General features: G+C 44.9%; 20 protein-coding genes. 15 read left to right on the forward strand and 5 right to left on the reverse strand.

All coding sequences use genetic code 11. From position 1 onward, the window contains the following. Nucleotides 1–26 precede the first annotated feature (26 nt). Nucleotides 27–995, forward strand: coding sequence for a LacI family DNA-binding transcriptional regulator (locus MKZ12_RS13840; RefSeq protein ID WP_339260933.1), 969 nt, complete (start codon nucleotides 27–29; stop codon nucleotides 993–995). 211 nt (nucleotides 996–1,206) lie between these two features. After that, nucleotides 1,207–1,500 carry a DUF3817 domain-containing protein gene (locus MKZ12_RS13845; RefSeq protein ID WP_339242362.1) on the forward strand — a complete coding sequence of 98 codons (294 nt, stop codon included), beginning with the start codon at nucleotides 1,207–1,209 and terminating at the stop codon, nucleotides 1,498–1,500. Nucleotides 1,501–1,600: 100 nt separating this feature from the next. On the opposite strand, the gene MKZ12_RS13850 is transcribed toward MKZ12_RS13845, so the two are convergent. After that, a complete protein-coding gene (locus tag MKZ12_RS13850; RefSeq protein WP_339242363.1) occupies nucleotides 1,601–1,738 on the reverse strand; it encodes a hypothetical protein in 138 nt (45 codons plus the stop codon). Between the two features lie 119 nt (nucleotides 1,739–1,857). On the opposite strand from MKZ12_RS13850, the gene MKZ12_RS13855 reads away from it, so the two are divergent. The 6 genes from MKZ12_RS13855 to MKZ12_RS13880 all read left to right on the forward strand — a co-directional run bounded on the left by MKZ12_RS13855 (nucleotide 1,858) and on the right by MKZ12_RS13880 (nucleotide 8,433). After that, entirely contained in the window at nucleotides 1,858–2,202 is a 345-nt protein-coding gene (locus tag MKZ12_RS13855; protein ID WP_339260935.1) for a thioredoxin family protein, read from the forward strand. 135 nt (nucleotides 2,203–2,337) lie between these two features. Then, nucleotides 2,338–3,360: a LacI family DNA-binding transcriptional regulator gene (locus MKZ12_RS13860; protein WP_339260937.1), complete on the forward strand. Its 1,023-nt coding sequence runs from the start codon at nucleotides 2,338–2,340 to the stop codon at nucleotides 3,358–3,360. Between the two features lie 116 nt (nucleotides 3,361–3,476). Then, complete coding sequence (locus MKZ12_RS13865) at nucleotides 3,477–4,466, forward strand: ABC transporter permease subunit (RefSeq protein ID WP_339260939.1); 990 nt, start codon at nucleotides 3,477–3,479, stop codon at nucleotides 4,464–4,466. Between the two features lie 15 nt (nucleotides 4,467–4,481). Next, on the forward strand, nucleotides 4,482–5,369 hold the full coding sequence (locus MKZ12_RS13870; RefSeq protein WP_017688674.1) for a carbohydrate ABC transporter permease: 888 nt from the start codon (nucleotides 4,482–4,484) through the stop codon (nucleotides 5,367–5,369). A gap of 37 nt (nucleotides 5,370–5,406) precedes the next feature. Then, nucleotides 5,407–7,050 carry a sugar ABC transporter substrate-binding protein gene (locus tag MKZ12_RS13875; RefSeq protein ID WP_339242370.1) on the forward strand — a complete coding sequence of 548 codons (1,644 nt, stop codon included), beginning with the start codon at nucleotides 5,407–5,409 and terminating at the stop codon, nucleotides 7,048–7,050. 36 nt (nucleotides 7,051–7,086) lie between these two features. Beyond that, entirely contained in the window at nucleotides 7,087–8,433 is a 1,347-nt protein-coding gene (locus MKZ12_RS13880; protein WP_339260941.1) for a glycoside hydrolase family 30 beta sandwich domain-containing protein, read from the forward strand. A 113-nt stretch (nucleotides 8,434–8,546) separates the two neighbouring features. Here the strand turns inward: MKZ12_RS13880 and MKZ12_RS13885 are convergent, their stop codons facing one another. Beyond that, nucleotides 8,547–8,954, reverse strand: coding sequence for a hypothetical protein (locus MKZ12_RS13885; RefSeq protein ID WP_244660886.1), 408 nt, complete (start codon nucleotides 8,952–8,954; stop codon nucleotides 8,547–8,549). A gap of 307 nt (nucleotides 8,955–9,261) precedes the next feature. On the opposite strand from MKZ12_RS13885, the gene MKZ12_RS13890 reads away from it, so the two are divergent. Next, nucleotides 9,262–10,251 (forward strand): hypothetical protein, encoded by a 990-nt coding sequence (locus MKZ12_RS13890; RefSeq protein ID WP_339260943.1) that lies wholly within the window; start codon nucleotides 9,262–9,264, stop codon nucleotides 10,249–10,251. 56 nt (nucleotides 10,252–10,307) lie between these two features. Beyond that, entirely contained in the window at nucleotides 10,308–11,396 is a 1,089-nt protein-coding gene (locus MKZ12_RS13895; protein WP_339260945.1) for a glycoside hydrolase family 99-like domain-containing protein, read from the forward strand. Nucleotides 11,397–11,422: 26 nt separating this feature from the next. On the opposite strand, the gene MKZ12_RS13900 is transcribed toward MKZ12_RS13895, so the two are convergent. Further along, a complete protein-coding gene (locus MKZ12_RS13900) occupies nucleotides 11,423–12,268 on the reverse strand; it encodes an AraC family transcriptional regulator (protein ID WP_339260947.1) in 846 nt (281 codons plus the stop codon). Nucleotides 12,269–12,390: 122 nt separating this feature from the next. On the opposite strand from MKZ12_RS13900, the gene MKZ12_RS13905 reads away from it, so the two are divergent. Continuing rightward, nucleotides 12,391–13,848, forward strand: coding sequence for an alpha-L-fucosidase (locus MKZ12_RS13905; protein WP_339260949.1), 1,458 nt, complete (start codon nucleotides 12,391–12,393; stop codon nucleotides 13,846–13,848). Between the two features lie 122 nt (nucleotides 13,849–13,970). On the opposite strand, the gene MKZ12_RS13910 is transcribed toward MKZ12_RS13905, so the two are convergent. Further along, nucleotides 13,971–14,900 carry a ChbG/HpnK family deacetylase gene (locus MKZ12_RS13910; RefSeq protein WP_339260951.1) on the reverse strand — a complete coding sequence of 310 codons (930 nt, stop codon included), beginning with the start codon at nucleotides 14,898–14,900 and terminating at the stop codon, nucleotides 13,971–13,973. A 360-nt stretch (nucleotides 14,901–15,260) separates the two neighbouring features. Between MKZ12_RS13910 and MKZ12_RS13915 the strand changes: the two genes are divergently transcribed. Further along, entirely contained in the window at nucleotides 15,261–16,646 is a 1,386-nt protein-coding gene (locus MKZ12_RS13915) for an exosporium glycoprotein BclB-related protein (protein ID WP_339260953.1), read from the forward strand. Nucleotides 16,647–16,776: 130 nt separating this feature from the next. On the opposite strand, the gene MKZ12_RS13920 is transcribed toward MKZ12_RS13915, so the two are convergent. After that, on the reverse strand, nucleotides 16,777–17,211 hold the full coding sequence (locus MKZ12_RS13920; protein WP_339260955.1) for a hypothetical protein: 435 nt from the start codon (nucleotides 17,209–17,211) through the stop codon (nucleotides 16,777–16,779). Nucleotides 17,212–18,213: 1,002 nt separating this feature from the next. On the opposite strand from MKZ12_RS13920, the gene MKZ12_RS13925 reads away from it, so the two are divergent. From MKZ12_RS13925 to MKZ12_RS13935, 3 genes are all read left to right on the forward strand, one after another. Continuing rightward, on the forward strand, nucleotides 18,214–23,463 hold the full coding sequence (locus MKZ12_RS13925) for a S8 family serine peptidase (protein ID WP_339260958.1): 5,250 nt from the start codon (nucleotides 18,214–18,216) through the stop codon (nucleotides 23,461–23,463). A 201-nt stretch (nucleotides 23,464–23,664) separates the two neighbouring features. Beyond that, nucleotides 23,665–24,426, forward strand: a complete 762-nt coding sequence (locus MKZ12_RS13930; RefSeq protein WP_339260960.1) for a YheC/YheD family protein — start codon at nucleotides 23,665–23,667, stop codon at nucleotides 24,424–24,426. A gap of 187 nt (nucleotides 24,427–24,613) precedes the next feature. After that, nucleotides 24,614–25,786: a GntR family transcriptional regulator gene (locus MKZ12_RS13935; protein WP_339261411.1), complete on the forward strand. Its 1,173-nt coding sequence runs from the start codon at nucleotides 24,614–24,616 to the stop codon at nucleotides 25,784–25,786. Nucleotides 25,787–25,889 lie beyond the last annotated feature (103 nt).

The following is a 25,889-nucleotide window of genomic DNA, read 5'->3' on the forward strand; positions in this document are numbered from 1 at the left end:
GTTCGTTAGCAAGAAAGGAGTCTCCGATGTCCAAGTTTGATGAAATTATGAAGCGGTCCGGTTACTCAAAAGCGACAGTGTCACGCGTGATTAATCATTCTCCGCATGTTAGTGATAAAGCAAGGCAGATCATCACGGATATTATGAAACAGTTGAATTATATTCCCAACCGAAATGCGATATCGTTATCAACAGGGCAAACGAAGCAGATTGGAATTGTGACCTCTACCACAGGAGAGATCATTCTTACATTCATGAATCAATTCATTGATACAGCTATGGATTTTGGATTTCAGACGATTATCTATACATCCCGTGGAGATCCGGAGATTGAATTGCAAGCGTTCGAAGATCTGCGCAGTAAACGAGTCGATGGGCTGGTGATTATCGCTTGTGTCAATGACCCTCGCAAGTTGAAAGCATATTGTGAGTATGGTCCCATTGTCTCCTGGCAGCGAATGGGGAATGACGAGATTCCGTCTGTCGCGATGGATCAGGCAGAAGGGTATACGTTAGCTCTGGAGCATCTGGTTTCGAGAGGATACACTCGAATTGCAAATGCATTTGGCAGGGCTGAAAGTTTGAATACCCAGAGCCGCCGTGAAGCTTATGAATCTTATATGAAGAGCAAAGGGTTACCTGTGTGGTCTGAAGCGTATCAATATTCTGTATTCAGCTCCACAGATGGCGAAGAAGCGATGTGCAGAATGGCAGAGGGGCCAGAACTTCCACAAGCTGTATTATGTTCGAATGATTATGCAGCCATCGGCATTCTGAGTGAAGCACGTAGACGAAATATCCAGGTACCGGAACAACTCGCCATTGTGGGGTTTGATGATATTGAGCTTTCCCGTGTTCTCGGAATCACGACCATACACAATCCGATCGCAGAGCAAGCCACCCAAGCATTTCACCAATTATGGGCTGTATTGGGTAAAACAGAGCTGAAAACCGAGAAGCTGACATACCAGCTGATTGAGCGTGAGACAACTTGAATCCGTAAGACCTGAACCTGATGGGGGAATCGGGTTTTGTGGATTCAATAATTATTCAAATTTGAAGCATTTTCGAATTAACCTCATACGTTATACTGAGGATAAGCTTCAGAACAACATATCTGTACGGAGATGTGGCGTGAAGTTTTCGTATCATGTTACAAGTTACATATTTCACAAACGATTAGCGGGAAAGGTGAGAATGGACCTTATGAAAACAGTGACAGGCCGATTCAGAATTGCGGGCATATGGGAGGGTGTATCATTACTGCTATTAATTTTTATTGCTATGCCTCTGAAATATTTTGCAGATATCTCTTCCGCTGTAGCCGTAATGGGCATGATTCATGGTATTTTGTTTCCTTTGTACCTTATTGCGCTAGTGCATCTGGCTGTGGTCAAAAAGTGGAAGATTACGCGCTGGCTGATGGGTGGAGTGGCCGGTCTTCTGCCATTTGGAACTTTTGTATTTGAATCTTATCTTCGAAAGAGAGATTGGAATTAATATGTAATAAAAGAGGCAAAATCAATAAAATACAAATCAAAGCAGGCGACCCAGTTACGGATGTTATCCGAAGAGGTCGCCTGCTGAGTTCTATCGAGTTTTATTTCACTACACCTGTTTGACGATCGGACAACAGGCTTACTCCAACATCGCCAGAGGCATTGGACACAGGTGCATAGGCCGAGAAGGAAGTAACAACAACTAGGGCAGTGAACAGAAATAAGAATGATTTTTTCATACCATAACCTCTTTCTTATGGGGATATATTCCATTTAATTGTAACGCACATAGGCTATACTTGAAAAGAAAAAATTTTAACTAAGAAAGCCATTGAATGATGGAAAGGGTTGAGTTTCTGTGAAAGATATTCATGAATTAACATCCATAGAAATGGTTGAAGAGGCTATTCAGCAACATGAATTCGTTTTTTTGTATGTATCTCGTCCGGAGTGCAATGTATGTCACGCTTTACTTCCGAAGATCAGGGCGTTGCTTGAACCTTATCCATCCATATATTTGGGGCACATTGATGCTAACGTAGTGGAAGAAGTCGCTTCCAGGTTTCTTATTTTTACCGTTCCAACAATGATCATGATTGTGGAGCAGAAGGAATATATTCGAGCGGATCGTTTTGTGCGCTTGGAACGTCTGGAAGAGCAGCTGCAACAGATTTACTCCATGTATAACCAGGATGGGGAATAGAAAGCGAAAGCTTCAGGAACGGCGGCTCATACGTGAGCCGTTTTTTGTGCTCGAAAATTAAAGTGTTGCCATGAAAACGGTTTTATGATAATTTAAACATTATAAAAACGTTTTTATAGCAAAGGAACAAAAATTATGGCAAAAATAACGATTAAAGATGTAGCAAGGGAAGCTGGCGTATCCATATCTACCGTCTCCAACGCTTTAAATGGTGTAGATGTCTTAAACCCGGAGACGAAATCACATGTCCTCAAAGTGGCAGAGCGATTGAATTATGTGCCCAACCTGAATGGCAAGCTGTTGAAGTCCGGCCAAACCAAAATGCTCGGTTTTTTCACTACAAGTGTATCGGGCCCGTATTTCTATAAGCTGGTTGAATCGATGTCTCGCGAATGTGATCGTCTTGGGTATGGTTTGAATGTATTTGTGACCAAGGATAAACACGTTATTATGAGTAATATTCTGGGTCGGCGGGTGGATGGTGTCATTATATACGAAGAGCTTCGGAACGATGAGCAAGATATTATCGCCATGGAGAAAGACAAGATCAAGGCTGTTTTTCTGGATCGGGTCTATCAGAGCGATACGATGGGAAGTGTCATTTTTGACTCGTATGTGGCTGCTTACGAAGCAACCAAGTATTTGATTGGGCTGGGGCACAAGAAAATTGCTTATATATCCGGTGTGGACACGATGTTCGATAGTGTGCAACGTAGAGATGGCTATCTGGCTGCTCTGCATGAATACCAGCTTCCAATCGATGAAGATTACATTATACAGGGGTATTTTGAAGAGGATAGCACATATAGTGCTATAAAATCTTTTCTTCATTTGCATCCCGGCAAGCGGCCGGATGCATTTCTTGCAGGGAATGACTTGAGTGCAATTGGCTGTATGCATGCGTTGAAGTCCGAGGGCTTTGAAGTGCCTCAGGATGTTAGTGTCGTAGGTTTCGATGATATTGATATCGCACAGTATTTTTCTCCACCGCTCACAACGGTAAGAAATCAGATTGCAAGACAGGGTATCCTGGCCATCAATCAACTGGTAGGCATGATCAAGGAGAAAGAACAAGGGGCAGCGCAAAAATTGGCGGGTGAACTGGTGGTTAGAGGTTCAAGTCATGTGAAGATCGACCGGAAAGACTATCGTACATAAGTTGACTCAGCTGCTTCTCCGGTCTTTTTTTACATAAATACAAACAAAGGGGGTTTTTATGGCGAAAAATAAAAACGTTTTTATAATAAACGTAAGGCGGAGGGGAGAACAAAAACGTGGATAAATTAGCCGTAGAAACTTCAACCGGTAAACAAACGATCGGTCCTAACGGAAAGAAGCCCATCGGGCAACGGATCAAAGAATTCATAGTGGATTATCGAAGACAATGGGAGATTCAATCCATGATTATCCCTGGCATTATATTTATGATTATTTTCTGTTATATCCCGATCTACGGATTGACGATTGCCTTCAAAAATTACACGGTCATTGATACGCTTGCTACGGCTCCATGGGTAGGACTGGATAACTTCAGAATCATTTTGTCTGACAAATATTTCTGGGATGCAGTTGTGAATACACTGGGGATCAGCTTTTTGAAACTGGGGATCGGCTTTGTCATTCCGATTATTCTTGCGATCATGATCTATGAGTTAAACAGCGGACGCTTCAAAAAGTTTGTGCAAACGGTTTCATATTTACCCCACTTTTTGTCCTGGATCGTACTCGGGGGAATGCTGATCACCTGGTTTTCAACAACGGGCTTATTTAACCAGTTGTTGCTTAGTCTTGGAGTGATATCGCAACCGCAGAACATTTTGCTGGATGCAGGCAAGTATTGGTGGATTGCTACCTTATCGGATATTTGGAAAGAGGCAGGCTGGGGAACGATTCTGTATCTGGCGATTATGGCGAAGATTGATCCTACGTATTATGAAGCTGCCAAAATCGATGGTGCAAGCCGTCTCAGACAGATATGGAATATCACTTTACCTAATATGAGATCCATTATCAGCCTGAATCTGATTCTAACTGTAAGCGGTTTATTGGGGTCGAATCTGGATCAGACTCTGGTTCTCATGAACTCCCAAAACCGCGATAAAGCGGAAGTCATCAATTCATACGTGTATCGTATGGGGATGTCTCAGGGTGACTTTTCATATGCCACGGCCGTTGGCTTGGGTGTCTCAATCATCTCTGTCATTCTGCTCGTCACGGCGAACAAAATTACCAGCAAATTAAATGATAATCAATCTGTGTTGTAGAAGGAGGCATCCCACGTGAATGGAAAGGTGGCAAAAGAAGATCTCGATAGTCGGATCTTTGATACCTTAAATATGATTTTGTTAATCATCTGTACGATCGTTATTTTGGTTCCGCTCTGGAATGTCATTATCTCTTCCTTTAGCTCAGGCAAAGCGTTGGCGGAAGGTGGATTCATCTTCTGGTCACCGGAATTCTCGCTAGAGAATTACAGAGCAGTATTCAACGATCAAGGCATATGGCAGGCTTTCTTCATATCGGTGTCCAAAACAACGATTGGTGTTGTTACACATGTGTTCTTCTGTGCCATGGTTGGTTACGGTCTGAGCAAAAAGTACATAAGAGGCCGTAAATTATACGTTGCCATGGGTGTTATTACAATGTTCTTCTCGGGCGGCATGATCCCGACATACCTATTAATCAAATCCCTTGGATTGTTAAACAGCTTCTGGGTGTACATTATTCCGGCGTTATTCAGTTTCTATGATGTCGTGATTCTGATGAATTTCTTCCGAAATGTCCCGGATTCTCTGGAGGAGTCGGCTAAGATTGACGGCGCAGGGGATTGGCATATTTTCCTGAAAATATTCATTCCACTCTCCATGCCTGCCATGGCTACAATTGCGCTATTTAATGGGGTGGGGCAATGGAACGACTTCATGACAACCAAGTTATACATTACCGATCAGTCACTGTATCCACTTCAGATGATGCTGTATGAGATTATCGTTCAGTCCCAGACCCAATCCATGCAAAATGTTGGGGGTTCGGCTGTGATCGAAACAACGACCAAAGGCGTGCAGTTGGCTACCATTGTCATAACTACATTACCTATCGTACTGATCTATCCCATTGTTCAGAGATACTTTATCTCGGGAATGATGCTGGGTGCGGTCAAGGAATAGAAGAAACAAATACCCCAATATGAGGAGGAACAAAAACATGTTGAAGTTGAACAAGGCATCAGGAAAAAAAGGGATTACATTGTTCGCGACATTACTTGCAGCAGTGATTATGATAACAGGTTGCAGCGGTGGATCTGGGGGCTCAAGTGAAGGGAATTGGGTATCCATTGAAGATCGGTATACGGTAGACCCGGAAAAGCCGGCTTGGCAGTTGGATAAAAAGGAAGAAGCTACAGACCTGACGTGGTACGTCAATGCGGACTGGTGGAACACCGATTTTGGCAAGGACATTGTCACGAAGAAAATTAAAGAGGATCTGAACATCAATATTAAATTCATCACGGGTGATGATACCAAGTTAAATACCTTTTTCGCCGGCGGAGATATGCCTGACCTGCTAACGGTATTTGACTCCAATTCTCCAGTGGTACAAAAAGCCGCTACCTGGGCTATGCCGCTGAACGATCTGGCGGAGAAATATGATCCTTATTTTAATAAAGTTGCGGCTGCCGATACATTGAACTGGTTCCAATTGGCGGATGGCAAAACCTATGGTTATCCGAACTATTCCAATACACAGGAGGATTATGATAGCGGTAACATTCCTGCCAAAACGGCATTTATCATTCGTAAGGATGTTTACGAAGCTTTGGGTAGTCCGGTCATTGGAACGCCAGAGGAATTCCAGAGTGTGATGAAACGAATTAAGCAGGAGTTTCCTGCGCTGATTCCGTTTGGATTCAACTCCATTGGTGAAGGAACAGGTTCACTCGGGGATACATTGCAAGATTTCATCGGCGTCCCGCTGGAGACCGAATCGGGAGAATTCTACGATCGTAATCTGGATGAAGATTACCTCACGTGGTTGAAGACATTGAACACCGTGTACAGAGATGGCAATATCAGTGATGACAGTTTTGCTGATGATGGAACGGCTTTTGAGGAAAAAGTAAAGTCTGGTAAATACGCGACCATGCTGCTTGACGGTACACCTCAACAAGGAGGAAACCTGCAAATATACATGAGTGCCAACCCGGGCAAAGAATATATTGCAATTGATGGTCCGCAGAGCACCAAAGGCAATGCCCCGACATTGAATCAATCCGGGATAACCGGGTGGATGATCAATTACATCTCCAAGGATTGTAAAGATCCGGCCAAGGCGATTCAAATTTTCACATATTTGCTCAGTGAAGAAGGACAGACACTTATGAATTACGGGATCGAAGGGGAGACCTTCCAAACCAAAGCCGACGGTAGTGTCGAATTACTGCCAGCAGTGAAAGACATGCAACTGAATAACGCAGATCAATTCAAAAAGGATTATCGGATGGGTGAGTTTATGTTCTTCGGCCATGATCGTCACAAAGCACTCAGTGCAGATGCTTTTCCGGAAGCGATTAAACAGATGCAGGAGTGGGGCAAAGGCAAGCTGAAACCACACTTTATTCTGGAAAACATTAGTCCGGACCAAGGTACTCCTGAAGCTCGTGCGTTGTCAGCAATCAATACGAAATGGAATACGACACTGGTCAGCATGGTGCGGTCCAAGGATGATGCGTCGTATGACAATGCATTGGCTGCTTACAAGTCATTTTTGGGTGAAAACCGCTGGGAAGAGATTGTGAAGGTACGAAGTGAAAAGATGAAATTGAACAAAGAGAAACTAGGTATTCAATAATAGAAAAATGAAATATGAAATATGAAGGAGAATCTTATGACTACATTCAAAATGTACAAATCCACAGGAGAAGATGAATTATTTGTATCCGTGTCCTCGGATCAATGGCAACCTCTTGCCCCTGAACTGGAGACAACCACCATCCATCTGAATGATCAGCTAACGTATCAGGAGATGGACGGATTTGGTGCTTCTTTTACGGATTCATCTGCCTATTTGATCAACCAGATCTTGAGTGAGGAGCAGCGGGAAGAGGTTATGACCCGGCTGTTCCATCCTGAGAAAGGTATTGGGCTCTCGGTCATACGTAACCCGATGGGCGCTTCGGACTATGCGAGAACGGTATACAGTTATAACGATATGCCAGAACAGCAGACAGATCCAGAATTAACCCGGTTCAGTATTATGCATGATGAAGAGGACGTTATTCCGTTAACGCAAAAGGCGTTGGCATTGAATCCTGAACTGAAACTGTTTGCTTCACCATGGAGTGCTCCCGGCTGGATGAAAACGAGCGGATCGATGATTACCGGACAATTGAATACGGAATGGTATCCTGTTTATGCCGAATATTTCGTGAAATACATTCAAGGGTATAGAGAGCATGGATTACCGATCCATGCCATCACGCCACAGAATGAGGCGCTTTATGAACCAGGGCATTATCCCGGTATGTTGATGCCAGCCGAAGCGCAAGCGGATTTTATCAAAAACCATCTCAAACCAGCCTTTGTTCGTAACGATATTCAAACCAAAATTCTCTGTTACGATCATAACTGGGATCAACCGGACTATCCACTTACTGTGCTGGAACAAGTGGGAGAGGCAGTGGACGGCGTAGCCTGGCACTGGTATGGGGGTGATGCATCTGCTCAAACAAAGGTATACGAAGCCTTTGCAGGCAAAGAAGTACATTTCACCGAAGGCTCAGGAGGGGAGTGGATCCCGCCATTTGAACAAGCCTTCTCGAATGTGATGAGAACGGGGATTCAGATTCTGCGCAATTACAGCAAGTCGTTGGTACTTTGGAATATGGCTCTGGACGAGAACAATGGGCCTACGGTTCCTGGTTTTGGCCGCAGTACGTGCCGTGGTATCGTGCAAGTGAATCAGCAGACGAAGGAGCTTACGTATACACTCGATTATTATGCCCTGGCACACTTTAGTGCCTTGATTCGTCCAAAGGCTGTTCGCATTGAATCAACGTCCAGTGATCATGCGATCTGTTCCGTGGCTTTCAAAAATGTAGACGGTTCCGTCGCACTAGTCCTCTTCAATGATGGAGATGGGACGGGTAACGTACAGGTTAAGCTGCGCGACGATACATTGATGAAGTTTCAGCTGGAAAGCAAGAGTGCCTTGTCTGTATTAATCAAAGGTTGATAAATGGATGAAGTTATAAATAGGTTTCATCAGAAACGAAAGCAAAAGAAGCGACGTCCGGAGAATACATGGACATCGCTTCTTTTGCTGACATTACCTGTGGATGGATCACCTTATAAAGGTTGAATGGCAAGATTGGGCGTTCCACTACTCTCATCAACGAACAGAATATATTGATTGCCAGCGGTCCCCGTTAAGACTAGACCGGGTTGACCTGCAACACCAGGATTGTAATACCTGAGCTGCTGTACAATCGGCAGAGCTACTGGAAGCACTGGTTGATTAAGTGCCATTAATTGTGTAGTAGCCTTGACGCTGTCTCCAGCTTCAATAACACCGCCTACACCCAGATTATTAACGATAGAGGAGCTGGCATTGATTTGGAGGCTGCCTGCTACGGTCTGGCTACCATTGACCTGTAGATCAACGCCAATGGTTTCATTACCATTGACTTGCAGATCCTGATTAATGGTCTGATTACCGGTGACAAGGATACTATCAAATGTTGGCAATGAGATCATCTCCTATATAGTATTCTTATATTCTATGAGGACAAGATTTGAACCGACCCGGGTGACTACACATTATATGTACGAGATAAAGCCCGTTTTACATGATGAGCCAGTGAAGCCATTAATAGAAGAAACCATGCCACTATTTCGTGCATATTGTAGCCAGAGAATGTTTTCGTACGGAACGGGAGGGTTTGCTATCCGAAAGAAGTCCAAAATGCAGGTTAAGTCTATAAAGAAGAATCGTTCAGTTCACGATGCAAACCAGTTATTTCTGAGACAGATGCATGCAGTACTGAACAGAAAACTCAAATCCATGCGCAAACATATGGCAGTACAGCAGTTGGATCTCAAGCAACAATGGTTGAAAATGATGCAGGAGGAACATGCAACTAATCGAGTAAAGTCCAAAGTGATCTATAAGGAGTTAAATGTGCTTCTGATTACACCGTGTAATGACCGGGAAATGTCATCACATTGTGTACTGATTGAACATAGCCTTAAACATCTCGTGAGGCATGTAAATGAGATTAAATATATAGAATCCGTTTCAGCCAGTCTGTCTGCTATGGAGGTTGACCTGATTCTGATTGTTGGAAGTGATGAACAATTGCCGAATGAGAATATCACAGCTTTAAAAGAATCAACCGCCAAAAAAGCAATTTGGTTGTCCCCGAATCAAAATGGAAGTCAGAGCGAAGCCATATTGCCATGGTTTGATCACGTGTTTGTGCAGCATTCATGGTCAATAAGCGACCCGTTGCATCTGGCAGGCTCTGCTCTTAATGAACTATTAATGCCCCCTGATCCCCATATTTTCTGTCCGCAAGCTGTTCCCCCGGAGTATGAATCGGATGTTTATATCATCGGGGATGCAGAACCGGATGGCATCATCACAACTTTTGCCAAATCGGGTCTTCTGGATAACAAAAACGTTCGGGTGGACGGGAAGGGGTGGACTCCGCTTGGGGATTTCTATCCCGTTCAAAGACATGAAGCTCGTCAGATGTTGTATAACGGAAGCAAACTGGTCATTCATAGTGGAGAATCAATCAAATATTTGATGGAAATTGCCACATGCGGGACGTTTCAGCTCATAGGGCCATCGCTGAATCAGAGTAACATGGTAGACCTTGGTATCTTTCAGCAATACACTTCCGGTGAAGAACTCATTCAGAAGTTTGAATATTACTGGCAGAATATTGATGCAAGAAGACTGGCCGCTAGCCATGCTCTGGCATACATGAAATACAATCAATCCCATCTGCAAAAAACACTGCGACTATTGGATATCATTTTTATATAACCATCAAGAATCTCGGGTATATGCTGTATCATGTTGCTCCATTGGAGGCGTTCTGATTGAAGGTAATTGCTCTGCATCTACCCCAGTTTCACCGGATTGAGGAGAATGACCGTTGGTGGGGGGAAGGTTTTACTGAATGGACCAATGTAAAAAAAGCCACTCCCCTATATTCGGGTCATCATCAGCCGAACCAGCCATTTCAGGGGAAATATTATGATCTTTCCGATCCGGATGTGCGAAAGTGGCAAGCAGAAACAGCCAACCAGCATGGCATTTATGGATTTTGTTATTATCATTACTGGTTCAAAGGCAAACGATTGCTGGAAAAACCGGTGAATGAAATACTGAGCAGTGGAGAGCCTGATTTTCCATTTTGTTTGTCTTGGGCCAATGAAACATGGACGAGAAAATGGGATGGCCAGGAATCGGACATTCTCATGGCCCAGAATTATGGGGATCAAGATGATTGGGAAGAGCATTTTAATTATCTGGTAAACGTATTTAAGGATAAACGATATATTCGAGTCGAAGATAAACCGCTATTTCTGATCTATCGGCCAGCAAGCATTCCTCGATGTGAGGAAATGATACAGTTTTGGCGTGAATTGGCTCTGGAGCATGGCCTGAAAGGGATCCATTTTGTGCAGACCATTGGCGGGTTCCCTACATTTAATCATCAGATCTTTGATGCAAGTATGGAATTTGAACCACATTACACGTTTGCACATGGACATATGAATGGAATCTGGATCGAAATGAACATTGAGGGTCGGCAGCATATTGCTGTGAATTACGACAAAGTATGGTCCTCCATTCTGGAACGAACGCCACATCGTAACGGAGAACTGATCTATCCAGGTGCTTTTGTCAATTGGGATAATACACCGCGAAGAGGCGTTGACGGCCAGAGTACGCTAGGGTCAACCCCAGAGAAATTTGGGATATATCTGGCGAGGCAGATGGAGAGAGCGAGGACAGTGTACAATAGTGAATATCTCTTTGTTAACGCCTGGAATGAATGGGCGGAAGGGGCATATCTTGAGCCGGATCAAAAATATGGTTGCGCTTATTTGAGAGAACTCAAAAAAGTAATCCAGCAAGAGTTGTTGAACAGAAACAAGTCTGTGGGAGGGAGTTCCGAATGAGGGAACTCTCTCTTAATTGCGCTTGTTCATAAACCCTGTTTTGTAGTCAGTACTGTTGTTTGTCTACGGTACTCCGTAGGTGTGAGCCCTGTATGCTTTTTGAACTGTCTGGAGAAATAGTACAAATCACTGAAACCGAGATGCTCTGCGATGGCGGTGATTGTGTTCGGGGTGCAGGTCAGTAATTCCTTGGCTTTATCGATTTTTTTGCCAGTAATGTAGAGGATCGGAGGAAGGCCAATCTGCTGCTTGAAGAATCGAATGAAATAATTCGGATGCATGTAGGCAATCTGGGCCAGATCCTGAACTGAAATATTCTCTTCAATGTTGGAATCAATGTAAGCCAGAATGGTGGATAGCTTCTCCATAACCGGCACGTTAATAAAAGAGATCTGATCCAGATCGAGATTCATTATATAGTGGGACAGTAACTCGGTCAGTTTGCTCTTGGCCATCATATGGGCATAGACTGAGTCGGATTTTGCATATGCAAGGATACTGCTGAAAATCCCCTGAATCAACTCAGGTTGATCCAACGTGCAGCTATTCGGAAATTTCAGAATTTGGAACAAATTGATTCCTCCAACCTTTGCACTAAAGTGACACCAATATTTGAGAAAAGGACGGTCATTAATGGCAGAGTAGGATTGTTTGATTCCTTCCGGCATTAAAATAAGCTGATTAGGCGCAGGGTAAAACTCTTCGTTCCCAATCTTGAGCCAGCCTTCACCTTCACATATGAAATAAAACTTGCTGTAATCGGGTGTATAATCCAGATCTCTCCAATCGATGTCGCAACGATTATAGTTGACCATGAATAATTCAACTTGCAGATTGGACAGATAGTTTGTAAGCAACGTTTGGTGGTTCATGTTATTCATCTCCATACAAGGTTAGTATTGTCCATCTAAAAGTTAGTGTTCTGCATGTTTAACCTGTGGCCTTAACACTACAATACAAGTGCAGACGATAACGGAGGGAATGAGAACAGTTCATGGACAAAAAGGAATATTTGCAACAGATCGAAGCAACAATTGCGAACGGTAAATTTAAGGACAACTGGAGTTCGCTCAGCGCTTTCCAAGTTCCAGAATGGTACCCAAAAGCGAAATTCGGTATATTCATCCACTGGGGGCTGTATTCCGTCCCGGCTTATGATAGCGAATGGTATTCGCGAAATATGTATATTCAAGGCTCCAAGGCTTATGAACATCACCTTGCGGTGTATGGACCTCATAAAGACTTTGGCTATAAAGACTTCATCCCGATGTTTCGTGCAGAGAAGTTTTATGCCGATGAATGGGCAACTTTATTTAAACAGGCCGGAGCCAAATATGTTATGCCTGTAGCTGAGCACCATGATGGTTTTCAGATGTACAAGAGCTCTATCTCTCACTATAACACATATGAAATGGGCCCCAAACGAGATATTCTGGGCGAGATGAAGGTTGCATATGAGAAGCAGGGATTAACCTTATGTGTATCGTCCCACCGTGCGGAGCATTGGTTCTTCATGTCTCACGGGAAGGAATTCGAGTCAGATATTCAAGAGCCCCTGAAACGTGGTGATTTCTATTGGCCTGCCATGCCAGAACCGGATCATCATGATCTGTATGGTTCTCCTCCGACCGAGGAGTATCTGGAAGACTGGTTGATTCGTTGCTGTGAACTGGTAGATCAATATCAGCCGAAGGTATTCTATTTCGATTGGTGGATTCAAACGGTTGCATTCAAACCCTATTTGAAGAAATTTGCGGCCTATTATTATAACAAAGGTGAAGAATGGGGCGAGCCTGTTGCGATCAATTATAAACATGAGGCCTATATGTTTGGCAGTGCCGTTCCGGATGTGGAGCGCGGACAGTTCGCTGATCTCAAGCCTTATTTCTGGCAAACGGATACGGCTGTCGCTAAAAACTCATGGTGTTATACGGAAAATAATAACTATAAAACGGCCGAGGAGATCATTCGGGATCTCGTTGATATTGTAAGCAAGAATGGAAATCTTCTGCTGAACATTGGCCCCAAAGCAGACGGCAGTATACCCGATGAAGATCGCGACATTTTGCTGAGCATCGGCAAGTGGCTTGAAGTGAATGGAGAAGCGATCTATGACACGACATTCTGGCGTACGTTTGGAGAGGGTCCAACCGAGGTGAAGGAAGGGCAATTTACGGATGGGGATACCAAGGCGTTTACGAGTGAAGATATACGGTTTACGATAAAAGAAAGCAGTCTGTATGCCACGGTTCTTGCCTACCCGGATAACGGAGTGATTCACATTAAATCGCTGAAGGAAGGTTCTCATCATTTCCAAGGCGTTATTCAAGACATTCAGGTACTTGGATACGAAGAAAAACCGCAATGGGAGAGAACTACGGACGCACTGACAATCACAACGACAACTGTGAAGAGTAATGCACCGATTGTTTTCAAAATTGAATTGGATTAATCTCAAAGATCATTCTCAATACGGTTATTATTAAAAGGGCGCATCCAGGAGTATTGTTCTCATTGGATAGCGCTCTTTGGGTTGTTTAACTTTTGCAGTAATAATCAATATTCTGCAATGACTTACACTCTTCTCCGGGTTCGAGCGGTAGACAGGCGAGACTTGATACCTCGTTTTTTGAATAATCGAGGTGTTTTTCGTTTGCGTTTAACTGCACGATTCGGGTTGTGACGGGAAGTTTTCTTATTTATGGGTTCTGGTGTTGATGGACGTATGGGGAGTTCACATGGTTCCTCCGGTGATTTTTTCAACGCTGTGTAGTTAACAGGCAAGATATTCAATGCCCGCATCGTACGGGGAATTTCCTCGTTCATGAACACGGCAAGTTCCCGCTCACGAATGTCCGTCCATTCCGAAATCCCAAGCAGAATATCATCCACATAGCCGGGGTGACATACAATCTCAGTGGTTCCTTCTTGCAGCGTAAACAAATGATGAAGCAGTCGCTGCAAGCCTTCATTGTCTCCATAAGTATCCAACAATATCATCTCGGTCATTCGGGGGACAGGCGCTTGGGGAATGGAATGAACGATCTGAGATTTGCGGAGTGGTACATTTTCCCGAATGGCTTTTTCTGCCATAATTTGATATATCATGGGATCGTTCTGATGCAGCAAATGATGGGCATCCAAATGTGTAGGGTAACGGAAAGCTTCTATAAACCGATTCCATTGTGCATCAAGTTCTTTGATGATATCAGCGGGATCTCGTACATATACACTATTTCCGTTATGAAAAGAACCATCTTTTTTCACTAAAGAAGATACGCTTCCCGGATCGCAAACAGGGCATCCGTAGGTGAGGTTGAAATGCAAACCGATCCCGAAATCAGGTAGCGACTGTGCAGCATGCACTGCATGATCAAAGCCAGGCATATTGACCATCATCGAAGTACTCGTAATTCCTCCTGATTGATAAGCTTTAATAATGCCTTCGTTAATGGCAGGTGACAATCCAAAGTCGTCTGCATTAATAATTACTTGCCTGCTCATGTCCAGTGATCCCCCTCCCTCGGATTGAAAAAATCGAATAGTATCTAGCTAATATATTAAAGGAACAAACAAGGGGATCGTACATTCGCACAGGTTTGCTAAAAATCTTGCTCTTATCAAATCAATACATGACCGTTTCGTCGAATGTGTCAAATTCAGTCTAAACACTGCAAAGTAAGGATGTATGTCCATCCCTGGGGAGAGATATTCAGTTCATATTGCGAATATAATTCACGTAAGTGCTGTCAGTATGGCTCAAACAGACTTGGTATGAAGTAATCTCAGCTGCACAATATCGCGGAAGCACAATGGCGTTATGGGTATGTTTACTCGGACTCACTAAGGAGGCGATTCCGTCAGATGAAGCCAAAAAAACGTATAAAATTTGGTGGAAACATATTTAAGAAAAATAGAGGAGGAGAGGAACATCACAAGTGCTTTGAAATCGAAGCTGAATTGCTTTTCAAGCTGATTGGCGAGTTGAAAGGAGCCATTGTACAGGTTTTTGCCAATCCGACTTCACACAATGTTTCGCTTCTGATCGAGGTGTTGCGTAAATTACTGGCCCTGATTCATCACTCGGATTTGAAAAAGGGAACCCGCGCAGACCTCGAAGCAGTCTTGGAGCTCACAATTGTATCTGCAGAGGCTGTTCCATTCTCTCCAATTAGTGTGGCGACCAATTTGCAACAATTGCTGGATGTGCTGCTCTCTGTTATTTTACAGGGGAATATCGATTCGGCTGAAAAAGATCAACTGGTCATTTTGATTCGGGCAACTGAATTGGCTATTACTACAGGGCTAAGAAACATTGGGAGTCAAGGTCCGGCTGGACCTGCAGGGCCTGCGGGTCCTCAAGGCGTACCTGGACCACAAGGCCCGGCAGGCGCTGCCGGACCTCAAGGTAGTGCAGGACCTGCTGGTACACCGGGAACAGCAGGTGTCACGGGAGCTACCGGCGCAACGGGTGTGGCAGGCCCTGCGGGTGGTGCAACAGGAGCGACAGGTGCAACGGGGAGTACTGGAGCTGTTGGTGCAGCAGGTGTTACAGGAGCAACAGGTGATCCTGGTGTAGCGGGTGCCACGGGAGTGACAGGTGATACGGGTGCAGCCGGAATTGCGGGAGTAACCGGGGCTACAGGTGCCACAGGTGATACGGGACTGACCGGCGCAACCGGGATTACGGGAGTAACTGGCAGCACTGGCGTAACAGGCGCTACGGGTTCTGGAGCTATTATACCGTTTGCTTCTGGCGGACCTGCCATATTGACAACCATTGCTGGTGGACTGGTAGGAACGACAAGTCTCATCGGTTTCGGAAGCTCGGCAACCGGAGTCAGCATTCTGGGTGGCACGATTGATTTGACGGGGACGGTTGTCGGCCCACTCATTAACTTTGCGTTCTCTGCCCCACGTGATGGCGTGATCACTTCCATCGCGGCCTATTTTAGTACCACAGCAGCCTTGGCCTTGGTCGGTTCAACGGTGACCATCACCGCGCAATTATTCAGTTCACCTACTCCGGATAATGCATTCACTGCGGTACCAGGGGCCATCGTTACACTGGCGCCGCCACTCACAGGTATTATTGCTTTGGGAAGCATCTCCAATGGCATAACAACCGGATTGGCGATACCGGTGACAGCAGAGACACGTCTTCTGCTCGTATTCTCCGCGACGGCAACTGGACTCAGCCTTGTGAATACCGTTGTTGGTTATGCTAGTGGTGGCGTAAACATTACATGATGCGATATACATTTTGATCTGGGGCCGACTCAATCGTTTCTTTCAAAATTATAAAATAACCCCATGACTCATGAGAGCCATGGGGTTTGAACTTTTTATACATAGCTGTGATATCTGTTACTATCAAGCATTAGTAGTAAATGTCATAGCTTCCACCATAACTATTTGGTGAGTAAGCTACAATTTTATGATAACCATACAAGTTACCAAGTGTAATGCTTTTCGTTCCAAAATCAGACACGATTACTCTTCCACTTCCCTTCAGATTTCCACTCATATCTTCAACATTAAACACATATTCCCCTGTTGTAAGAGGATTAAATCTAAAGGTGACACTTCCACTCAAGTATATATCGGTACTGTATCCTCCATTGAAATATTCTCTTATGGGATTTTGAACAAAAATATTAATATCTTGTGCTTGGGACTGTTGTTGTGTCTGAACTTCCTGGGAGGAAGGGGGAGTTACCGTATGAGCTTCATCAGCGAATACCGCTGGAACAGATGCTAAAAGCATCGCCATGGAAGAAAGAGCTGCAATTGCTGTTTTTTGATATTTTTTCACAATCAAACATCTCCTTATGGTATATAAAATTTAAAATAGAGTAGAGTTCGTACTTGTCACAAAGACAAAAGATCAATAGAGCAGTAGCTTTCCTCACAGTCATTTCCTAGGATGAGAGTAAGGTTGATCTGGCGCCAAATGTATGTTACAAGATAATCGTACATTTTATTCCAAATATATACAATAACGTTTGCAGGATTTTCTATGCTGTTTTTGTTAAATATATACTTTATTCATATATAGTTCACAAATTAACATTTATTAGATCGAATGATTACGGAGAAGAGCCCCGCGATTCAAACGCACGATGAACGAAAAAGGTAACAGCAGGATAGATGTCTACTTGACCTCTTGGTTTGAATAGTAACCTTGACCTTCAAAAAGTAGTTTCATAGAACTACTAAATTTGATCATTTAGCAGAATGGAATGCATAATTACGAAAAAATAGTATGAACGCGTAAGCGACATGAGACACATAAAAGCATTTAATAGGCTTATTTTCTATATTTTTCAATAAAAGTGCTTGTATATATCGAATAATGATTCTATACTATACCAATAAAATCCAATTAAATTCCTAATTGACTATTATATGTAATTTAAATATTTGCACACTCACTCGAATCACGATCGAAAGTCATATTCACCACTCCTTAGAAAGCGTTCTGCTAACGCTCCTGATTACCCTTCCATATGAATGCTTATAGACATTCACTCTCGTCGCATAACTCAAACATCCAACCTATTACACTCGCGTCTTAACCCTTGAGGTATCAAATCTCCTAAACTTCCAAGTGAAAAAACATAGATGAATCGGTGTGTCTCTTCTGACTCATATTGTCCCTAATTCCCTAACCAAACCTGTAAAGGAGGTGAGGCTTTATGTGAAATCCAGGGCGTTTATTCCGTCCGCAATCAAGGTTAGTCTACCGTTTTATTCTGCAGAGAAGGGCATATGTACCAGACTAAATTACAAAACCGGGTAAAGGGAGTGGAAAAGTTTGATAAAGATTAATCGGTTACGCAAGCCCATCTCTATAGGGCTCTCGCTTCTCCTTGCATTTTCGATCATTCATCCGGTTTCAGCTGAAAACTCCACATCATCCAAATTGGATATGAAATCTGGACTTGCCAAAGTTTCGGAGGTCAAAGTAAACGCCAAGTTGACCAAAGAATTTGAAGGTAGTGAATATGTTACCTATCTGGTGAAAATGAAGGAACAGGTGGATACAGCAGCAGTCTCCAAGCAGGCCCTCGAAAAGGCGACTATCGCCAAACAAACGCCTTCAGCCACAAAGCTGTCCGTTCGGAATTCAGTCGTCAGTTCTCTGCGAGAAACGGCCTCACGTACACAATATCCATTGGAAACTTATCTGGAAAAGGAAGTTGACCTGGGCAAGGTCAAAGAATATAAAAGCTATTTTATTGTCAATTCACTGGCAGTGACGAGTACCAAAGAAGTCATGGAACAGATTGCGCTGCTGCCTGAGGTAGAGAAGATTCTACCGAATGAGACACGATACTTACAGAAAGCCGAAGTGAGTAAAGAACCGGCGAGTGCGGCACCAGCCAAAGATGCTGTGCAAACGCCAGCTAAAGACGCTTCAGTCGGAGTCAAAGATAAAGAGCCTGCTGCAAAGGACAAGCTTGCAACAGAGAACGTGGAATGGAACCTGGATTACATCAATGCGCCAGCCGTATGGGATCGGGGCATCGATGGAACGGGGATTGTCGTTGCCAATCTCGACAGCGGTGTGGACTATACCCACCCTGCGCTTCGCAGCAAATGGCGGGGACTGGATGCTTCGGGCAATATTGTTGATCCCGAACTGAGCTGGTATGATCCGCACAGCAATGCTTCGCTTCCTGCGGACGGAGACGGACATGGTACTCATACCATGGGTACGATGGTTGGCTCGGAACCAGATGGTACCAATCAGATCGGGGTTGCTCCCGGTGCGAAGTGGATAGGTGTACGGATATTTAATCCGGAAACAACAGATGCCATTATTCTGGATGGCGGACAATGGTTGATCGCACCGGTGGATGCAGAAGGTAATCTGCACCCTGAACTTGCACCGGATGTCGTCAACAACTCATGGGGCGGAGGCGCAGGACTGGATGAATGGTTCCGGCCGATGGTGCAAGCCTGGCGTGATGCTCAGATTTTCCCGGAATTCTCTGCAGGAAATGTGAGACTGGGTAACCCGGGCGGACCTGGTTCTGTTGCTAACCCGGCCAACTATCCTGAAAGTTTTGCTACAGGAGCAACGGATATCAACGGAAATCTGGCTTCGTTCTCCCTGCTGGGTCCATCTCCGTATGGCGAGATCAAACCGGAAGTATCTGCCCCTGGTGTCAATATCCGTTCAGCAGTTCCGGGTGGTGTCTATGAGGGAGGCTGGAACGGAACGTCAATGGCAGGCCCGCATACCACTGCACTTGCTGCACTCCTGCTTCAGGCCAACCATTCCCTTACGGTGGATCAGCTGGAGCAGATCATTACAGATACGGCCACACCGAGAACAGATAGTCAGTATCCGACATCTCCTAATAACGGCTACGGTCACGGCATTATTAATGCGCTTGATGCGGTGGGTTCTGTACTCGAAGGAATCGGCACAGTATCCGGCAGAGTCGTTACAGCCGGAGATGATCTGGAAGAGCCGGTACTGGAACACACACCTGTCAATTCAGCCTTTACAGGCATTGATATTCCATTAACGGCTCATGTGACAGATAACGTCGCGGTAGTCTCCGTCGAGGCTTTTGCCAAAACGACAGGTACCAACCAGTACGTCTATCTGCCGATGAATCGGATTGCCGGAGATAGTAAAGATGGAACTTACACAGCAACCATTCCTGCCTTTCTCATTGAGCCACAAGGTGTGGAGTATTATATCCGCGTGAATGACTATGGCAATAACGGATTCGATAGTCAGGTATACAAGGTGGCTGTCTCCAATGGTGTTCAACCCGGATATCTTCAGGATTTTGAAGAAGATCAGCTGGGCTTCACCACTGGCGGTACGGGAAGTACATGGGTATGGGGAGCACCAAGCAGTGGTCCTGGAAGTGCATACTCCGGTGACAAGGTGATTGCAACCAACCTGCAAGGTACTTATCTGGCGAACAGCAATGCATATCTGCTTGCGCCGCCAATTGATCTTACTGAGAGCCCGGAAGGCGCGTTATTGTCTTTCAAACACTGGTATGATCTGGAGAATAACATCGACTTTGGCAAGGTATATATCGCTTCCGAGGATAGCGATTATGTGTTCGAAGAGTTGTTAAGCTTCACGGGTACGGGTGGTAACTGGAAGAAACAATATGTGGACCTTCGCGCATACGCGGGTCAGCAGGTATTTGTCAAATTCAATCTGACCAGTGATAACTCGGTGCAGAAGGCTGGTTGGTATATTGATGATTTTGCAGTTGAAGAATTGGATGAGCTTGCACCGGGAGCTCCTGCTGGATTGACTGCAACTGCTGATATTCTCGGCAACGTAGCCTTGAACTGGACTGGAGCGAGTGATGAGGATCTCGAATCCTATGTCGTATATCGTTCCACAACCGCAGGTACAAGTTATGAAGCTATTGGAAGCACGACAGGAACAACGTTTACGGATACAACTACAGTTACGGATTCGACCTATTACTATGCCGTTGCTGCACTGGATTATAGTGGCAATGAAAGTGACAAGTCGAATGAGGTCTCCATTACAGTGGAGGTGCCTGAGGATATCTACATCGATCACTTCGACGGCAGTGATGATAATGGCTGGACTCATTCGGGAACCAAAGATGAGTGGGAACGCGGCATTCCGGTAACGGGACCTGCCAGCGCCGTTTCTCCGCCGAATGTGTGGGCAACTGATCTCGACAATACGTATGAGAATGGCTCCAACTATTCGCTCGTATCCCCAGTTATTGATTTGACGGATGTATCCGAAGGAACACTCACGTTTAATCATTGGTACGAGATTGAGAGTGGATACGATTATGGATATGTGGAAGTCACCAAAGATGGTGGAACAACATGGTCAGAACTGGGCAAATTCTCACATAGTACAAACGGTAAACAATGGACACCGGTATTTTATGATCTGGATACACTTACAGGCAATGAAGTACAATTCCGGTTCCGTCTGACTTCAGACAACAGTGTTGTGAAAACAGGTTGGTTCATTGATGATTTCCGTGTACTGGGTGTTGCGGTGGAGACGGTTACAGAGGACAATGCGGTTGTGCTTAACAGTGACAAACCGAAACCGTCCTATGATAACCCATGGTACAAAATTACGCGGACAGACAAAGCGGAATTCAACAAAACGAAACAGCAACAACCGGAAGTCGAAAAACCAGGCACAGGTTCGGTTAATCCACAAAGCCTGCCTGCAAGTGCAACGGTTACCGTACTGGAAACCGGACGTTCGGTGAAAACGGATTCGGCTACAGGCAAGTACAGCTTCACACACGTAGCAGGTGATTACACGTTAAAAGCTGAGGCATATGGATATTATCCTCGTACCCAGCAGGTGACAATCACCGATGGCAGTGGAGCCAAAGCCAACTTTAATCTGGAGGCAATCCCGCATGGACAGATTGAAGGTGTAGTAACGGATGAGCGGACAGGACAACCACTGGCTGATGCTTCCGTTCTCGTGGTGGAAGATGCGAATGTAGGTGAAGTTCACACAGGTTCAGATGGCAGCTTCGTTATTCAGGTATTGGAAGGAAGCTACACTCTATCCATCCGGGCTGCGGATTATTACAGTAAGACGGTTACTGTGACTGTACCTGGTAATGGTACGGCAGAGGCGAATGTTGCCTTGAAGCCGTTCATCGGTTTTCCAGGGGAAATTGCTTATGATGATGGAACAGCAGAGAACGCACGAGCTTTTAACGCTGCGGATAACGCTTGGGCAGTTCGAATGACACCAGAGCTGGAGACCGCACAACTGACGGGTGCATCGTTCCGCTTCTGGAACACCGAATGGCCTGTACCTGGAGGTACAGCGTTCCAATATGCCGTCTATGATGCATCGGGTGCTGGCGGAGCTCCGGGACGACAACTAGCTGGACCATTTGACGGTACTGCACTTCGTAACGATCAATGGACAACCGTTGAATTCCCGGAACCGGTCATTGTAACGGGTGATTTCTATATCGTGTATGTACAGAGCTTAGCTGGAACTAGCGCTCCGGGACTCGCTACCGATGAGGATGGTCCAAATGCAGGTCGAAGCTGGCAGCGAGTAGGTGGGGCGTGGAGCACTTCACCTGCAGAAGAAGGTAACTACATGATTCGTGCAGTTGTGAGATATCCGGTAAATGCACCTGTGCTCACAGCACCTGCGAACACATATACGAATCAATCAACTTTCACCGTGTCGGGAACCTCTCCGGCATCCGGCGCTCAGATTAAGATCTACAACGGCAAAGATCTGGCTGGTACAACAACTGTCGCAAATGGGAAGTTCTCATACGGTGTGAAACTACGTTCTGGGATTAATGCGATTACGGCCGAGGCTGTGGTGGACGGAAAAACAACCGATCGTTCACTGCCCGTTGTCATCATTTTGGATCAAACCAAACCACAGTTGACCATCACGAGCCCGACGGAAGGAAGCCGGATCAACACGGAAGTTGTTCATGTAACAGGTAATATCGTGGAACAATTCCTCGATAAGTTGACTGTTAACGGACAAACCGTACAAGTGGGCAAAGACAGAAGCTTCAGTCATCGCGTATTGGTTAACGAAGGCGAGAACACGATAACCATTACAGCAACCGATCTTGCTGGCAACAAAACAACGGTAACCCGCACCGTATACGTGGAAACGGCGTTGCCAGAACTTACGAATATTACGCCAGCTGAAGATGTTCGAATCACATCAGGGGAGAGTGTCACCGTATCGTTTGACAGTAAACCTGGACTTCAAGCATCTTTCCGGATTCAGTTACCGCTGAATCTAAATGCCCCAGGGGCAGGAGAGATTCCATTGGTGGAGACTGAGCCAGGTCGTTACACGGGTACGTACACAACACCTTCATCCCTTACTCTTGAGGGTGGAGTCATTGTAATTCGTGCTCAGGATGCAGCTGGCAACAAAGTAGAAGCCGAAGCAGCTGGACGATTGTTCGTCAGCGCAGCACAGGAACAATCCAATCCAGAACCAGATTCGAGTCCTGAAGTGGACGAATCCAATGAACCTGCTCCATCGTCTGCTGAGGGTCTTCAACCTTAATTATTTCAAAGTATGTCATGGAAGATAACTGTATTTAGCACATTGAAGCAAGAAGCCGATAAGCCGAGGTATCCTGGCTTGTCGGCTTTTTGTTATATCCTCTTTTCATAGCTGACGCCTAAGATTAGTTCGAGCAAAATGCATATACTGCATGGTTTGCAGCATTAGGATTAACAAATACGATGACAGGAGGAGTGAACTGTGGGAGTTGATGCAGTACAACGATCCCAACCGTTACGAAGTAAATGGCTCAAAACCAAAATGTTGCTGAATAACTCGGCGATCAAACCATTTATCCCTGATACACAACGATATAGCCAATCCAACTTGAAGACCATGCTGGAGAAATATAGGATGGTATATGTCAAACCCGAGATAGGCACCTTTGGAATGGGAGTCATTAAAGCTGAAATGCACAATCAGCACCACTTCGCTTACCAGATTGGTCAAAAGCGTCTGACGTTCAACAGCTTTGAGTCATTCTATCGAAGCCTGACCCATCGAATTAAGCAAAAAAGCTATCTTATTCAACGAGGTATCCATCTGCTGCAACATAATAACAGGCGCTTTGACATTCGGGTAATGGTTCAATTAAATCCCGGGCAGGCGTGGGAAGCGACAGGGGTCATAGGCCGACTGGGTCATCCAAAGAAAATTGTGACCAACTACCATAGCGGTGCGAAGCCAATGAGCATTCATACGTTGTTGAGATCCCATGCCTCTGACAAGCGGATTAACGAATTGATCCAGGAGATGAATCACCTGGGCATCCATATCGCTCGGCACATGCGGAAGAAATACACGCGTTTGAAAAGCATTGGGGTGGATATCGGGCTTGATCGAAGTCTGACTCCATGGATTATTGAGGTAAACGCGAAGCCAGATCCCTATATATTCAATCAGTTAAAGGACAAGACAATGTATCGCAAGGTGATTCGATATTATCGTCAGAACGCACTATAATGAATGACCATGTCAAAGCGAATCCAGAAAATCATGTGAAAATAAATATGTGAAAATGAAGCATCCATCGGGATGCTTTTTCTTTTGCTTGCATATGACAGCAGGGAAGTATTCTCCTTTCTTCACATTAATGATATAACATGATATATTAGGATGTAGAACATGAGAAGTATGGGTATTTATGGAGGTGCTTGTATTGGGGAAAGACTCGGCATCCAAGCCGATGTATGAACAGATCTTTGAATCCTTGCGCGAACGGATACAGCTTCATCAATATCAAGTGGGTGAGCGTGTTCCTTCGGAGAAGGAATTATGTGATGAATTTGGAGTTAGCCGGATTACGACGAAAAAAGCGCTTGAGATGTTGGCGAGTGAACAATTGATTGTACGTCAGCCGGGACGGGGTTCTTTTGTAGCCGACACGGCAGAGGGTATGCAGGAAAGACCTAACAGACCTGCTCCGCATGGTGCGGTGAAAGATCCAGAGAAGAAGCTGCTCATTGGTCTGGTCATTACCAACTTCAGTGATATGTATGGTACAGAACTGTTATATGGCATGGAAGAAGCTTCACGAGAGCATGATTGTTTTCTCGTACTTAGACGATCCTTCGGGATTCCCGAGCAGGAGGAACGCAGCATTCAGGAACTGCTGGAACTGGGTGTGGACGGATTGATCATTTTCCCTGCACAGGGTGAATATTTCAGCGATGAGATTCTTAAACTGGTCGTGAACAAATTCCCGTTTGTTCTGATTGACCGGTATCTGAAAGGCATTCCAGCTTCTTCGGTCAGTACAGATAACGTAGGCGCGGCGAGAGAAGGGATGAATTATCTGTTCCACCTGGGTCATCGACACATTGCTTTTCTTACACAGCCTCCGGCCAACACCACACCGATTGAAGAACGAATTGAAGGGATTATTGAGGCACATCATGATCAAGGTGTGCTGGTGAACAGAGAATTGTGGTTGGAATCTTTTCTTTCGACATTGCCTAGTGTGTTCGATCCTCAGGTCGAGGTCCGCGATGTGGAGACACTGGTAGAACATTTGCAGAAATATCCGGAGATTACTGCACTCTTTGCTGCGGAATACCATATTGCTTTACTTGCAGAACAAGCAGCTGCTCGGCTGGGTCTGAAGATTCCGGAAGATTTGTCCATCATTTGTTTTGACAGTCCAAACGCTGCCGAAGGAAGCCGTGTAACACATATGCGACAGAGTCAGTTTGATATGGGGAAACAAGCATTCGAGATGGTGCTCCAAAATATGCAGAACAACGAAATGGCAGTGAACAGGGTTGTTTTGCCTGCCCGATTGGTGAAGGGGAAATCAACGAGTATAGTGAAACAAAAGGGTTAATTTTAGCGGCCTATATTCATTGGGTTTAATCAGAGACTTCGTGAAAACGAGGTCTCTTTTTGGTATGGATAAAAAGGGGAACATCACCTAGATTGGTATATTA

Origin of the sequence: Paenibacillus sp. FSL R5-0713 (assembly GCF_037973325.1) — a bacterium.
Classification (GTDB): Bacteria; Bacillota; Bacilli; order Paenibacillales; family Paenibacillaceae; genus Paenibacillus.

Excerpts from the sequence above, each read along its gene's own strand:
- MKZ12_RS13840 (WP_339260933.1), top strand. The coding sequence starts at position 27 with ATGTCCAAGTTTGATGAAATTATGAAGCGGTCCGGTTACTCAAAAGCG.
- MKZ12_RS13845 (WP_339242362.1), top strand. The coding sequence starts at position 1,207 with ATGAAAACAGTGACAGGCCGATTCAGAATTGCGGGCATATGGGAGGGT.
- MKZ12_RS13850 (WP_339242363.1), bottom strand. The coding sequence starts at position 1,738 with ATGAAAAAATCATTCTTATTTCTGTTCACTGCCCTAGTTGTTGTTACT.
- MKZ12_RS13860 (WP_339260937.1), top strand. The coding sequence starts at position 2,338 with ATGGCAAAAATAACGATTAAAGATGTAGCAAGGGAAGCTGGCGTATCC.
- MKZ12_RS13875 (WP_339242370.1), top strand. The coding sequence starts at position 5,407 with ATGTTGAAGTTGAACAAGGCATCAGGAAAAAAAGGGATTACATTGTTC.
- MKZ12_RS13880 (WP_339260941.1), top strand. The coding sequence starts at position 7,087 with ATGACTACATTCAAAATGTACAAATCCACAGGAGAAGATGAATTATTT.
- MKZ12_RS13885 (WP_244660886.1), bottom strand. The coding sequence starts at position 8,954 with ATGATCTCATTGCCAACATTTGATAGTATCCTTGTCACCGGTAATCAG.
- MKZ12_RS13890 (WP_339260943.1), top strand. The coding sequence starts at position 9,262 with ATGCGCAAACATATGGCAGTACAGCAGTTGGATCTCAAGCAACAATGG.
- MKZ12_RS13900 (WP_339260947.1), bottom strand. The coding sequence starts at position 12,268 with ATGAACCACCAAACGTTGCTTACAAACTATCTGTCCAATCTGCAAGTT.
- MKZ12_RS13905 (WP_339260949.1), top strand. The coding sequence starts at position 12,391 with ATGGACAAAAAGGAATATTTGCAACAGATCGAAGCAACAATTGCGAAC.
- MKZ12_RS13910 (WP_339260951.1), bottom strand. The coding sequence starts at position 14,900 with ATGAGCAGGCAAGTAATTATTAATGCAGACGACTTTGGATTGTCACCT.
- MKZ12_RS13915 (WP_339260953.1), top strand. The coding sequence starts at position 15,261 with ATGAAGCCAAAAAAACGTATAAAATTTGGTGGAAACATATTTAAGAAA.